Below are 12,463 nucleotides of genomic sequence, written 5' to 3'. Positions count from 1 at the left end.
TGACGGCGCGGTTGGCGGTGAGGCTTGCGTGCGTGTCCTGATTGTTGAGGACGAGGCGCTGCTGGCGCTGGAATATGAGCTGCTCCTGGAGGAGCTGGACTGTGATCCGGTCGGCGTGGCGGGGGATTCCGTTGCGGCGCTCGCCATGGCGCGCGCCCTGGCGCCCGATCTGGCCATCGTCGACGTGAACCTGCAGGACGGCATGACCGGCGCCGATCTTGGCGTCGCCATCGGCAGGGACCCTGGCGTTCCCGTGCTGTTCGTGACCAGCGAAGCCAGTCATGTGGATCTGGAGGCGGCTGGCGTTCTGGGCGCCCTGCCCAAGCCGTTCACCAGTTCCGGCTTCGCCGCCGCGATCGGCTGGGCCCGGGCCCATGTGACGGGCGGCGCGACGGGTCCGAAGCCGGTCGGCGTTCTGTCGCATCTGGTGGGGTAGCGTCAGTTTCCGGCGATGGCCGGGGTTGGCCCGCAAGGGACAGCGCCCGGTGGCCCGGCTGAGGATTTTGTCCCGGTATGGTTTATGACGCCGCCGCACCGCGGCCGGAACGCCTTCCATGTCAGGCAAATCCGCAACGTCAGTGTGGATTTATCAACGGATTTGCCGAACGAGCGCTTGTTCAAGGGTTGCCATTGCCCTCCGCCGTGTAGAAGATCGGCGGCAAGAGCGGAACGTTTGTCGCGCCTGAAGGTTGCAAACGTCTGCGGTTATGGTGAGAATAGCCGGCCGAAATAATAAGACTATGCTCGGCTCAGGGAGGGGATTGTGCGTCAGATAACGCAAATGGCGGCCGCGCTGCGCCGTTTTTCATCAGGCCCGGAATGTTCCGGCCATCATTTCCACATTTCATAGCGCCGGGTAGTCCAGCATGTCAGGACCCATACTGTCCGTGCGTGATGTCGCCGTCCGTTTTGGCGGCATCGTCGCGCTGAGCGGCGTCTCGTTCGATCTTCCGTCCCAGCAGATCAATGCGCTGATCGGGCCGAACGGCGCCGGCAAGACCACGCTCTTCAACTGTCTCAGCAGGTTGTACACGCCCACCAGCGGCGACATCCTGTTCGAGGGGCAATCCATTCTCTCGCGTCCGGCGCACCGCATCGCCGAGATCGGCATTGGCCGCACCTTCCAGAATCTGGCGCTGTTCCAGAACCTGTCGGTGCTGGATAACGTCCGCATCGGCAGCCACTGCAGGACGCGCGGCGACTACATCAGCGATTCGCTGGCGCTGCCGTGGAGCCGGTCCACCGAGAAAGAGATCGATCACAAGGCCCGGCAGATCATCCGCTATCTGGACCTGCAGTCGGTCATGCACCGGCGCGTCGGCGATCTGCCGTTCGGCACCCAGAAGCGCGTCGAAATGGCCCGCGCCCTCGCCGCTGATCCGAAGCTGCTCCTGCTCGATGAGCCGGCCGCCGGCCTGAACCACGGCGAAGTGGACGAGCTGGGCGATCTCATCAAGCACGTGCGCGATGATCGCAAGCTGACGGTGTTGCTCGTTGAGCACCACATGAGCCTGGTCATGTCGATCTCCGACACGGTGGTGGCGCTCAACTTCGGTCGCAAGATCGCCGAGGGCACGCCGGCGGAAGTGCAGAACAACCCTGACGTCATCGCTGCTTATCTCGGGACGGACCAATGACGAAACTGCTTGAAGTCAAGGGTCTGCACGCCGGTTATGGGCAGACCAAGGTGCTGCACGGCATCGATTTCTCCATCGAGCAGGGCAGCGTCACCACGCTGCTGGGCGCGAACGGCGCCGGCAAGACGACGACCCTGCGCGCCCTGTGCGGCATGATCCGGCGCTCCGGCGACGTTCTGCTCAACGGTGAGCAGATCAATCGCAAGCAGACCGAGGACATCGTCCGCGTCGGCGTCGCCCATGTGCCCGATGGCCGCGGCACCTTCACCCGCCAGACGGTTGAAGAGAACCTGCAGCTGGGCGCCATGACGCGCGGCGACAAGGCCGCCATCGCCCAGGACATGGAGCTGGTGTTCAGCTACTTCCCGATCCTGAAGGAGCGTCGCACCCAGCAGGCGGGCCTGCTGTCGGGCGGCGAACAGCAGATGCTGGCCGTTGGCCGGGCGCTGATGCTGCGCCCGAAGCTGATGCTGCTGGATGAGCCGTCCTTTGGCCTTGCGCCGATGATCACGCGTGAAATCTTCGAGATTTTCCGCGAACTGAACCGCAAGGAAAAGGTCAGCATGCTCGTGGTCGAGCAGAACGCCCAGATCGCTCTGGATCTCGCCGACCAGGCCTATCTGCTTGAAACCGGCCGCATCGTGTTCTCGGGCCGCGCGGATGACATCCGCGACGACGAGAATCTGCGCAAAGCCTATCTGGGCTACTGAGGAGCCGACTGATGGAACTCTTTGTTCAGCAAGTCATTGCGGGCATATCGACCGGCTCTATCTACGCCTGCGTCGCGCTCGCTGTCGTCATGATCTACGTCGCCATTGGCCACCTGAACTTCGCCCAGGGCGAAATGGCGATGTTCTCCACCTTCATCGCCTGGCAGCTCATCACCTGGGGCGTGCCCTACTGGGTGGCGTTCTTCCTCACCATCGCGATTTCCTTCGTTGGCGGCGTCATCATTGAACGGGTGATCTTCAAACCGCTCGACAACGCGCCGATCCTCAGCCACGTGGTGATGTTCATCGCGCTGCTGACCATCATCACCAGCGCCGCCGGCTTCATCTGGGACTTCTCGATCAAGACGTTCCCGTCGCCGTTCGGTTCGGCCCCGCTGTTTGGCTCCAGCCTCATCAGCGCCCACCAGGCCGGCATGATGGCGGTCACGCTGCTCCTGCTGCTGGCCCTGTTCTTCTTCTTCCGCTACACGCGCGTCGGCCTGGCGCTGCGCGCTTCGGCTGACAACCCGGTGTCGGCGCGACTGGTCGGCATCCGCGTGTCGTGGATGATCGCCCTTGGCTGGGGCCTCGCCACCGCCATCGGCGCCGTCGCCGGCATGCTGGTGGCTCCGGTGGTGTTCCTTGAGCCGAACATGATGCTTGGCATTCTGGTCTATGGCTTCGCCGGCGCCGTTCTCGGCGGTCTCAGCAGCCCGGGCGGCGCTGTTCTTGGCGGCTTCCTGGTGGGCGTCATCGAGAACCTGGCCGGCACCTTCATCCCCGTCATTGGCGGCGAGCTGAAGCTGACCATCGCCCTGTGCATCATCGTTCTGGTGCTTGTCCTGAAGCCTGGTGGTCTGTTTGGCCGCGCAACCATCCAGCGGGTGTAATCATGTCTGTCAATCTTGAGGAAGCGGCCGAGCATCCCGCCGTCGCCGCCGATATCGAAACCCGCCCGCTGGGCCGGGACCGGATGTTGAAGATCGTCTTTGGCCTTCTCATCCTTGTTGCGGCTCTGGTCCTGCCGTTCGTCACCAAGAGCTTCTTCGTCTTCCAGGTGACGATGGTGATGATCTACGCCATCGCCATTCTCGGGCTGAACCTGCTCACGGGCTTTAACGGCCAGTTCTCGCTTGGCCACGCCGCCTTCTACGCCATCGGCGCCTACACGGCGGCGATCCTGATGGACAAGGCGGAGGTGTCCTACGTCTGGACGCTGCCCGTCGCCGGCATTGTCTGCTTCGTGTTCGGTTTCCTGTTCGGCCTGCCGGCGCTGCGTCTCGAAGGCATTTACCTTGCCCTCGCCACGTTCGCCCTGTCGGTCGCGACGCCCCAGATCCTCAAGCTGTCGCCGCTTGAGCACTGGACCGGCGGCGTGCAGGGCATCGTCATCATGAAGCCGGACGCGCCGTTTGGCCTGCCGCTCAACCAGGACCAGTGGCTGTACTTCTTCACGCTGATCGTGACGGCCCTCATGTTCTGGATGGCGCATAACCTGCTCCGCAGCCGCACCGGCCGCGCCATGATGGCCATTCGCGACAACCCGATCGCCTCGCGGTCCATGGGCGTCAACAACTCGCTCTACAAGGCGACCACCTTCGGCATCAGCGCCACCTACACCGGCATCGCCGGCGCTCTCGGCGCCATCGTGGTGCAGTTCGTGGCGCCGGACAGCTTCACGGTCGTCCTGTCGATCGCGCTGCTGGTCGGTCTGGTGGTTGGCGGCGTGGGCTGGATTCCTGGCGCCTTCTTCGGCGGCCTGTTCGTCCTGTTCGTGCCGAACATCGCCGAGAGCATCTCCAAGGGTCTGTCTGGCGCCTTCTACGGCCTGATCCTGATGTTCCTCGTGTTCATCATGCCAACGGGCGTCGCCGGGTTCATCGCCCTGATCCGCCACAAAATTTTGCGGCGCGGAGCCTGAGGCCATGACAGTGCTCCTGACGCCGGATGGTCAGTCAGGAGCCTGCGGCTCGCGCTCCGGCGCATGGAAACAAACGCGGCGGTCCCCATGGGGCCGCCGCGTTTTTGTTTGTGACCCAGGGAGGAAGCGCCGGCGGCGGGAGCCCCGCCAGAAGAACGCCACCAGGAGACGCCCGGGCCATGATTTCCCGGGCCGGACGGCGGTGTGATGCTTCCGCGTTGCCTCTCTGAACCCGGGCGCAGGTCCGGGCAGCGATCGGCCCTGGGGGCGGGTCAGGATAACGGCGCCCTCGTCACGGGGCGCCCGAAAAAGGGGAAGGAACACCATGCAGGCTTTGGCAAGACACCTTGCGCGCGCAACGCGAACGGCAGCCGGATACGCCGTGGCGGCGACAGCCGCCGCCGCCATGCTCGCCCTGTCCGCATCAGGGGCCGCCGCTGACAAGAAATATGGCCCCGGCGCCTCCGACACGGAAATCCTGTTCGGGCAGACGATGCCCTACAGTGGACCTGCCTCGGCCTACGGGGTGATCGGCAAGGCGCAGGAGGCCTATTTCCGCATGCTGAACGAGCACGGCGGCGTCAATGGCCGCAAGCTGCGCATGCTCAGCTACGATGACGGCTACAGCCCGCCCAAGACGGTGGAGCAGATCCGCAAGCTGGTGGAGCAGGACAATGTGCTGTTCACTTTCCAGACCCTCGGCACGCCGTCCAACGCCGCGATCCAGAAATACATGAACCAGAAGAAGGTTCCGCAACTGTTCGTCTCCACCGGCGCCAGCCGTTTCTCGGAGCCGAAGGAGTTCCCGTGGACCATGGGTTTCAATCCGACCTACCTGACGGAAGGCCGGATCTACGGGCGTTACATCCGCGCCCACAAGCCCGACGGCAAGATTGCGATTCTCTACCAGAACGACGACTTCGGGCGTGAGGTGATCACCGGCCTGCGCCAGGGCCTCGGCGCCGGGGCGGACAAGATGATCATCGCCGAGGTTTCCTACGAGGTGACGGACCCCACGGTCGATTCCCAGATGGTCCGGCTCAAAAACTCCGGCGCTGACGTCTTCGTCAATCTGACCACACCCAAGTTCGCGGCCCAGGCGATTCGCAAGGCGGCGGAGCTGCAATGGAAACCGATGCACCTGCTGACCGTCAATTCGGTCTCCATCACCCAGGTGCTCAAGCCGGCTGGCGTCGATAACGCAAAGGGTATCCTGAGCATCGGCTACCTGAAGGACTGGACCGATCCGGCCTGGAAGGATGACGCCGGCATGAAGAAATGGTCCGCCTTCATGGACAAATACATGCCCGGCTCCGACAAGGATAACGCTGTCTATCTCTACGCCTACACGGCAGCCCAACTGCTGGAGCAAGTGCTGAAGGCCGCTGGCGATGACCTGACGCGGGAGAACATCATGAAGCAGGCGGCGTCCATGAAGGATGTCACCCTCGACCTGTTCCTGCCTGGCATGTCAGTCAACACCAGCCCAACCGATTACCTGGTGGTCGAACAGATGCGCATGGCGCGCTTCGATGGCGAACGTTGGGTTCCGTTCGGCGAGCTGATCGACGCATCGGACAGTCACTGATTTGTCGCCTGACGGCCTGGTCATTCGCACCAGGCCGTCAGGCGCTGGCATATCTCCGGCGAGGCCGGCAGCCTGATCAGCCTCCCGGAAACGTCGGCGACCAGATCGGCCCGGCCACGGTTTTCGGGCGCAGGGGCGCGATGGGCGGCATAAGCGTTGCGCCCGGATGTTGCGCCCCCAAGCTTTTATGAAGTGTTTATCTATTGTTCTTGGGGTGCGCATATCGATAGCCGCAACCACGCGGGCTCGCACAACAGCGTTTCCGCGCGCGCGCATCATTGAAATGACATTTAATTATCTGAAATATATCATAAAATTTCAATATCCGAATCCCGCTTGGCAAGGTCCGGCCCGCGTTCTACCAAGAAGGGGCGCATATGCCCGTTTGGTAGATAATTTGGGGTTCGGAATGACATGGACACGGCGTGGTCTGCTGGCCGCTGCTGGCGTGGGCGCGGCGGGCGGCGTCCTGGGCTCCCGGCGGGCCTTCGCGGGCAAGGGACGTTATGACGTTGGCGCTTCTGACACGGAAATCCGCATCGGCTCCATCTTCCCCTATAGCGGCCCCGCCTCAGCCTATGGGGTGATTGGCAAGGTCGAGGCGGCCTGGTTCCGCAAGCTCAATGACGCCGGCGGCGTCAACGGGCGTAAGGTCACCCTGATCTCCTACGACGACGCCTACAACCCGGCCAAGGCGGTTGAGCAGGTGCGGCGCCTGGTCGAGAGCGACGGCGTGCTGGCCATCTTCAATCCGCTTGGCAATCCGTCCAACACCGCTATCCAGAAATATCTCAACGACCGGCGCATTCCGCAGCTCTTTGTCGCCACCGGGACGACCAAATGGGGCGACTACCGGCATTTCCCGTGGACCATCAGCGGTCAGCCGCCATACCAGGCCGAAGCCATGGTTTACGCCCGCATGATTCTGGAGCGGACGCCGGGGGCGCGGATCGGCGTGCTTTTCCAGAACGATGACTTCGGCAAGGACTATCTGGCCGGCCTGCGCGCCGGTCTTGGCGCCCGCGCCGACGCCATGATCGTCGCCACGGCGCCCTACGAGCTGTCCGACACGACCGTTGACGCCCAGCTGGTGAAACTGCGCGGCGCCGGCGTCACGGTTTTCGTCAATGTCGCCACCTCGAAGTTCGCCGCCCAGGCCATCCGTCGCATCGCTGAAATGGGCTGGAAGCCGGAGCAGTATCTGGTCAGCGTCTCGCAGACCGTGGCCGGGACCATGCGCCCCGCCGGGCTGGAAAACGGCAGGGGCGTCATCAGCAGCTACTACCTGAAGGACCCGGCCGATCCCGCCTGGAGCGACGACGCGGGGATGAAGGCGATGAACGCCTTTCTGGACCAGTATCTGCCGGACGTGGACCGCAACAACATCCTCAACGTCTACGGCTATGTGCTGGCCCGGTTGCTGACCCATGTGCTTGAGCGCTGCGGCGATGAGCTGACGCGCGACAACCTGCTGCGTCAGGCCACCAGCATCAGCGATCTGCGGCTGGACATGCTGTTGCCGGGCGTCGCCATCAATACGGCGCCGGACAATTACTTCCCCTTCCGGCAATTGCAGCCGCTGCAATTCGACGGCGCCCGCTGGCGGCCGCTCGGTCCGGTCATCACCGGCGAGGTGCGCCTCTGACGCTTCTCACCGGGGCCGCCGCGGCGGGAAATTCAACGAAAGTCTTATCGCCATTGTGATAACGGCTGCGCCCTGGGCGGTATATTGCAATTAGTCACATCTGCAACAGAATGAAGTCAGGCGCGCCGGAGCCAATGAGAGCGCGCATCTTTCATTCCGGATGTGGAGCATGTGATGATCAGAGCGACCTTGAGGGGCGCTGGCGTAGCCGTCGTTGCGGCTGTGGCGGCGCTGTCGGGATTGGCCGTGCAGGCGTCGCCGGCCACGGCGCAGAAAAAATACGGCCCCGGCGTGACCGATACTGAAATCAGGATCGGTAACATCATGCCCTATAGCGGCCCGGCGTCGGCTTACGGCAGCATTGGAACCACCGAGGCGGCGTATTTCCGCAAGATCAACGACGAGGGCGGCATTAACGGCCGCAAGATCACCTTCATCTCGTATGACGACGCCTACAGCCCGCCGAAGGCGGTGGAGCAGGTGCGCAAGCTGGTGGAGCAGGACAATGTGCTGCTGGTGTTCAACCCGCTCGGCACCCCGTCCAATACGGCGATCCAGAAATACCTGAACCAGAAGGGCGTGCCGCACCTGTTTCTCGCCACCGGCGCCACCAAATGGGGCGACTATCAGAACAATCCCTGGACCATGGGCTGGCAGCCCACCTACCAGGGGGAGGGCCGCATTTACGCCCGCTACATCCTCGACAACTATCCCAACGCCAAGATCGGCATTCTGTACCAGCACGATGACTTTGGCCGCGATTATCTCCAGGGCCTGAAGGACGGTCTTGGCGACAAGGCGAAGTCGATGATCGTTTCGGAGGTGTCCTACGAACTGGCGTCGCCCACGGTGGATGCGGAGATCCTGAAGCTGCGCTCCAGCGGCGCTGACCTGTTCGTCAACATCACCACGCCGAAATTCGCCGCCCAGGCGATCCGCAAGGTCGCTGAAATCGGCTGGAAGCCGAAGCATCTGCTGGTGAACGTTTCCAGCTCTGTTGGCGCCGTCATCAAGCCCGCCGGTTTCCAGAACGCCCAGGGCATCATGAGCGTGAACTACGTCAAGGACCCGACGGATCCTGGCCTGAAAGACGATCCCGGCGTGAAGGAATGGAACGTCTTCATCGACAAATATCTGCCGGGTGTCGACAAGACCCAGTCGAACTATGTCTATGGCTACAATGTCGCCCGCACCATGGTTCAGGTGCTGAAACAGGCTGGCGACGACCTGACGCGTGAGAACATCATGAAGCAGGCGGCCAATCTGAAGAATTTCGACCCCGGCATGCTGCAGGAGGGCATCACCATCAACACCAGCCCGACGGACTTCTACCCCATCGAGCAGGAGCGGATGATGAAATTTTCCGGCGACCGCTGGGAAAACTTTGGCCCGGTGCTGAGCGGCGCCATGAAGTAGACGGCGCCGCGCGCCGGACAGGAGGCGCAGGCCAGGAGGCGCGCTGAAAAAGGCGCGCCGGCAGGGGGCCTGTCAGGCGGACGTCTGGCAGGCCAAGTGCACCTTGCTGGCGAATGTCGCGTCCTCACCACTGGTCAGCAGGGGCGCGGCGTCGGCCACGGCGTCGCACAGTTGCGCCACCCATTCGTGCTCGGATTTGGCGAAATCGTTGAGCACGAAGGCGTGCACCGCGTCCTTGTGGCCCGGGTGGCCAATGCCGAGGCGCACCCGGCGATAGTCGTTGCCAACCAGCGCGGTGATCGAGCGCAGGCCGTTGTGCCCGGCGTTGCCGCCGCCCGTTTTCACCCGCAACTTGCCGGGGGCCAGATCCAGCTCATCGTGAAACACCACGATATCGCCAATGGCGATCTTGTAGAACCGCGCCGCCTCGGCCACCGCGCGACCGGATTCGTTCATGTAGGTCTGCGGCTTCAGCAGCACGACCCGCTCACCGCCGATGGTTGCCTCGGACGCCTGGGCCTGGAACTTGCTGCGCCACGGCGCGGCGCGATGCCGGCGGGCGATCGTCTCCACGGCCATGAAGCCGATGTTGTGGCGGTTGCCGGCGTATTTGGGGCCGGGGTTGCCAAGACCGACGAACAGCAGCATGCGCGGCGCCTTTCAGTGTCCGGACAGGCCCGGAGCCGGCGCGGCGGCCGCCTTGCGGTCGGGCGCGACGGGCTCCGGTCATGAAAAAGGCGGGGGCGTCGCCGCTCCCGCCAGATTTTCCGTGGCGCCCGCCGTTGCGGGCGCGTCGCCTTTATCAGGCTTCCGGCGCAGCTTCTTCGGCCGCCGGCTCCTGGCTCACGGTCGGCGCCACGATGCTGGCGATGGTGAAGTCGCGGTCATGGATGCTCGGCTCGGCGCCGGCCGGCAGCTTGACGGCCGAGATGTGGATCGTGTCGCCGACATTCAGGCCAGCGACGTCGATCTCGATCGCGTCCGGAATGGCGTCAGCGCGCACGGTCAGGCTGACGTGGTGCCGCACGATGTTCAGCGTGCCGCCGGCCTTCAGGCCAGGCGAAGCTTCCTGGTTGATGAAGTGGACCGGAACGTCCACGTCGATGGTGGCGTCGCGGGTCACGCGCAGGAAGTCGACGTGCAGCGGGGTGTCGCGCACCGGGTCGAGCTGGTAGTCACGCGGAATCACGCGCTCCTTCTTCGAGCCAACGGTGATCTCGAAGATGGTGGTCATGAAGCCGCCGGCGAAAATCGCCATGCGCAGCGGCGCGTATTCGATGGAGATCGGCAGCGGGTCCTGGCCAGCGCCATAGATGACGGCGGGCGAACGGCCCTGACGACGCAGTTCACGAGCGGCCCCCTTGCCGACCCGGGTCCGCGCCTCGGCATTGATCTGCTTGACGGCGGTCATTGAGGTATCCTTACAGTAATGCAAATAGCCGCCTCGCGGCGGCTTGCGCTTGCCCGCGCCTCCAAGGGTGTCTGACGGGCAGGGGCCTTATAACGGCGGACCAGCGTTCTGGCAAGAATTGGCGCTGCATGCGCCGCCGTGGCGGGCACGCGGCGGGGTCCCCCGGGGCCGGGCCAGCGCTTGCCTCCATCGCGCCGGAAAGGTCCCGCCGCTCTCTGGCCCTGCCCGCGCCGGGCTCGGTCGCTGGCCCCCCTGTTCTCAGGATGACTCGCCGGGCGCCTTTGCATCCGCCCGCGCGCGATAGTCGCCGAAAGCGCTGTCGCGCTCGCTCAGCAGCCGTGACACGCTGGCGCCGTCGCGGTGGAAGCGGCTGAAATAAGCGCGACTGGCTTCCGTGGTCATGGCCAGCGCCTGCAACTCCGTGCCGCCGCGAATGCCGGCGCGCAGGCCCATATGCTCCATGGCGCGATGCACGGCCCTTTTGTTGATCTGCTGCAGTTCCGGCGGCGTCAGGGCGACCCGCTGCGCCATCTCCAGCACGCGCGCCTCCAGTTCCGCGGCTGGCCAGGCCCGGTTGGCGAAGCCCTCGCGCGCCGCCTCGGCCCCGGAGATGGAATCGCCGGTCAGATACATTTCCATGGCGCGGCGCATGCCGACCAGCCAGGGGTGGAACTGGTTGTCGGGCGGGCTCATCAGCCGCGTCGGCGGGTAGCCGATCTGGGCGTCCTCCGCCACGTAGACCAGGTCGCAGCAGGCCGCGAGTTCGCTGCCGCCGGCCAGGCAATAGCCGTGAACCTGCGCGATCACCGGCTTTTGCAGGTCCCAGATGCGCGTCCAGCCGTCAACCACATGGCGCGGCCACTGGCCGGCGCCGCCGGCGGTGTGAAACGGCTGGCCGTGCGTGTTGTCCGCCGACAGATCGTAACCGGAGCTGAAGCAGGAGCCGGCGCCGCGCAGAATGGTGACGTGCACCTCCGGGTCACGGTCGGCGGCTTCGAGGGCTTCAAGGATGGCGGCGCGCAGCGGATTGCTGAGGGCGTTGCGTTTGTGCGGGCGGTTCAGGGTGAGGCGCCGCACCTTTGGCGCTGGCGTGTCGACGAGCAAAATGACGTCCGGGCGCGCGGCGTCGGTCATGGGCTTCCTCCTGCGTGTTGTCTGTTTGCGACCAGTATCAGCCCCATTTCAGGACGCGGCAAGAAAGCAGGAGCAGGAAGGAAGCAGGCGACGACGACAGGGAGCCCGGTGGCGCTGGCGGGGCTCCCGCAACGCAATCCAGGCATCAGGGCGGCGCGATCAGGCGCCGCCATGTTTCGCGCCGGCCGGCGCGTCCTGTCAGTGGTGACCGCCCTTGCCGCCGGCTCCCGCCCGCACCACCGGGGCGCAGGCGAGCCTGTCGCCGGCGTCGCCGGCCGGCTGGCTGACATAATCGTCCGGTTTGGCGTGGATCATCAGGGTGCGGCCGCTTACGTCGGAAGAGGCCCGCCCAGCGCCGCCCAGCGAGAGCATGGGCGCGAACACCTCCGCCCGCAGCACGCCGTCGGAGCCGACGCGCTGGTTCGGCATGTCGCCGGCGTGGGGACCGCCCTCGGCGAAATAGCCATGTTTGGCGCCGGTTGGGTTGAAGTGTCCGCCGGCGGCCTTGTGGCCATCGCCCGGGCTGCAGGCGCCGTGCTCATGGGCGTGGAACGCCACCCATTTGCCAGCCGGCAGGCCCTTCACCTCCACATGGATCAGCACGCCAGACGGCGTTTCGAACAGTTGCGCCTCGCCGGTTTTGGCGCCCTTGCCATTGACGAAAATGGCCGTTGCTTCCGGTTGGCGGTCGGTCGTGCCCGCCGCCAGCGCCACGGTCGGCAAGGCGGCGGCTGCAAGGGTCGCGCCGATGGCGGCGGCAAATGATGTCAGGCCGTGCATGCGTCATCTCCCATGATTGGTCGGGCCCGGCGCGAAAGCGCGCCGGTCAGCGGAATGAATTCCAGCATGATCCGGCCGCGGCCCTGCGTCCATGGCGCCGTCAGTGAAAACCGGAGCCACGCGCCTGGCTGGCGGCGCGGTCTGGTCCGCTCCATGGGAAACAACGTCGGTGGCGGCGATAAGGCCCGGCCGCGCGCGTCCATCGCGGGTCACAACATCGG

12 protein-coding genes are annotated in these 12,463 nt (G+C 64.8%); 8 read left to right on the top strand and 4 right to left on the bottom strand.

Annotated elements, in window-relative coordinates; genetic code table 11:
* The first annotated feature begins 28 nt into the window (after positions 1–28).
* The 8 genes from EV666_RS08580 to EV666_RS08545 all read left to right on the top strand — a co-directional run bounded on the left by EV666_RS08580 (position 29) and on the right by EV666_RS08545 (position 8,917).
* Entirely contained in the window at positions 29–436 is a 408-nt protein-coding gene (locus EV666_RS08580; protein ID WP_165909942.1) for a response regulator, read from the top strand.
* Positions 437–866: 430 nt separating this feature from the next.
* A complete protein-coding gene (locus tag EV666_RS08575; RefSeq protein ID WP_132006115.1) occupies positions 867–1,637 on the top strand; it encodes an ABC transporter ATP-binding protein in 771 nt (256 codons plus the stop codon).
* Entirely contained in the window at positions 1,634–2,347 is a 714-nt protein-coding gene (locus EV666_RS08570) for an ABC transporter ATP-binding protein (protein WP_132006112.1), read from the top strand. The genes EV666_RS08575 and EV666_RS08570 overlap by 4 nt, the downstream gene beginning before the upstream one ends.
* A gap of 11 nt (positions 2,348–2,358) precedes the next feature.
* Positions 2,359–3,237 carry a branched-chain amino acid ABC transporter permease gene (locus EV666_RS08565; RefSeq protein WP_132006109.1) on the top strand — a complete coding sequence of 293 codons (879 nt, stop codon included), beginning with the start codon at positions 2,359–2,361 and terminating at the stop codon, positions 3,235–3,237.
* A gap of 2 nt (positions 3,238–3,239) precedes the next feature.
* Positions 3,240–4,268, top strand: coding sequence for a branched-chain amino acid ABC transporter permease (locus tag EV666_RS08560; RefSeq protein ID WP_132006106.1), 1,029 nt, complete (start codon positions 3,240–3,242; stop codon positions 4,266–4,268).
* A 406-nt stretch (positions 4,269–4,674) separates the two neighbouring features.
* The gene (locus EV666_RS08555) at positions 4,675–5,856 is read left to right on the top strand and encodes an ABC transporter substrate-binding protein (RefSeq protein WP_245514321.1); all 1,182 of its coding nucleotides are present in this window, start codon (positions 4,675–4,677) and stop codon (positions 5,854–5,856) included.
* Positions 5,857–6,265: 409 nt separating this feature from the next.
* The gene (locus tag EV666_RS08550) at positions 6,266–7,501 is read left to right on the top strand and encodes an ABC transporter substrate-binding protein (protein WP_132006100.1); all 1,236 of its coding nucleotides are present in this window, start codon (positions 6,266–6,268) and stop codon (positions 7,499–7,501) included.
* Positions 7,502–7,675: 174 nt separating this feature from the next.
* A complete protein-coding gene (locus tag EV666_RS08545) occupies positions 7,676–8,917 on the top strand; it encodes an ABC transporter substrate-binding protein (RefSeq protein ID WP_132006097.1) in 1,242 nt (413 codons plus the stop codon).
* 72 nt (positions 8,918–8,989) lie between these two features.
* On the opposite strand, the gene pth is transcribed toward EV666_RS08545, so the two are convergent.
* The 4 genes from pth to EV666_RS08525 all read right to left on the bottom strand — a co-directional run bounded on the left by pth (position 8,990) and on the right by EV666_RS08525 (position 12,242).
* Positions 8,990–9,565 carry an aminoacyl-tRNA hydrolase gene (gene pth, locus EV666_RS08540; RefSeq protein ID WP_132006094.1) on the bottom strand — a complete coding sequence of 192 codons (576 nt, stop codon included), beginning with the start codon at positions 9,563–9,565 and terminating at the stop codon, positions 8,990–8,992.
* A 154-nt stretch (positions 9,566–9,719) separates the two neighbouring features.
* Positions 9,720–10,328 (bottom strand): 50S ribosomal protein L25/general stress protein Ctc, encoded by a 609-nt coding sequence (locus EV666_RS08535; RefSeq protein ID WP_132006091.1) that lies wholly within the window; start codon positions 10,326–10,328, stop codon positions 9,720–9,722.
* Positions 10,329–10,586: 258 nt separating this feature from the next.
* Positions 10,587–11,462 carry an enoyl-CoA hydratase-related protein gene (locus tag EV666_RS08530; protein WP_132006088.1) on the bottom strand — a complete coding sequence of 292 codons (876 nt, stop codon included), beginning with the start codon at positions 11,460–11,462 and terminating at the stop codon, positions 10,587–10,589.
* 198 nt (positions 11,463–11,660) lie between these two features.
* On the bottom strand, positions 11,661–12,242 hold the full coding sequence (locus tag EV666_RS08525; protein WP_132006085.1) for a superoxide dismutase family protein: 582 nt from the start codon (positions 12,240–12,242) through the stop codon (positions 11,661–11,663).
* Positions 12,243–12,463 lie beyond the last annotated feature (221 nt).

It is taken from the genome of Camelimonas lactis, assembly GCF_004342915.1.
GTDB classification, from domain to species: domain Bacteria; phylum Pseudomonadota; class Alphaproteobacteria; order Rhizobiales; family Beijerinckiaceae; genus Camelimonas; species Camelimonas lactis.
The sequence above is the reverse complement of the archived record's forward strand: the minus strand, read 5'-3'. Positions and strand labels throughout refer to the sequence as shown.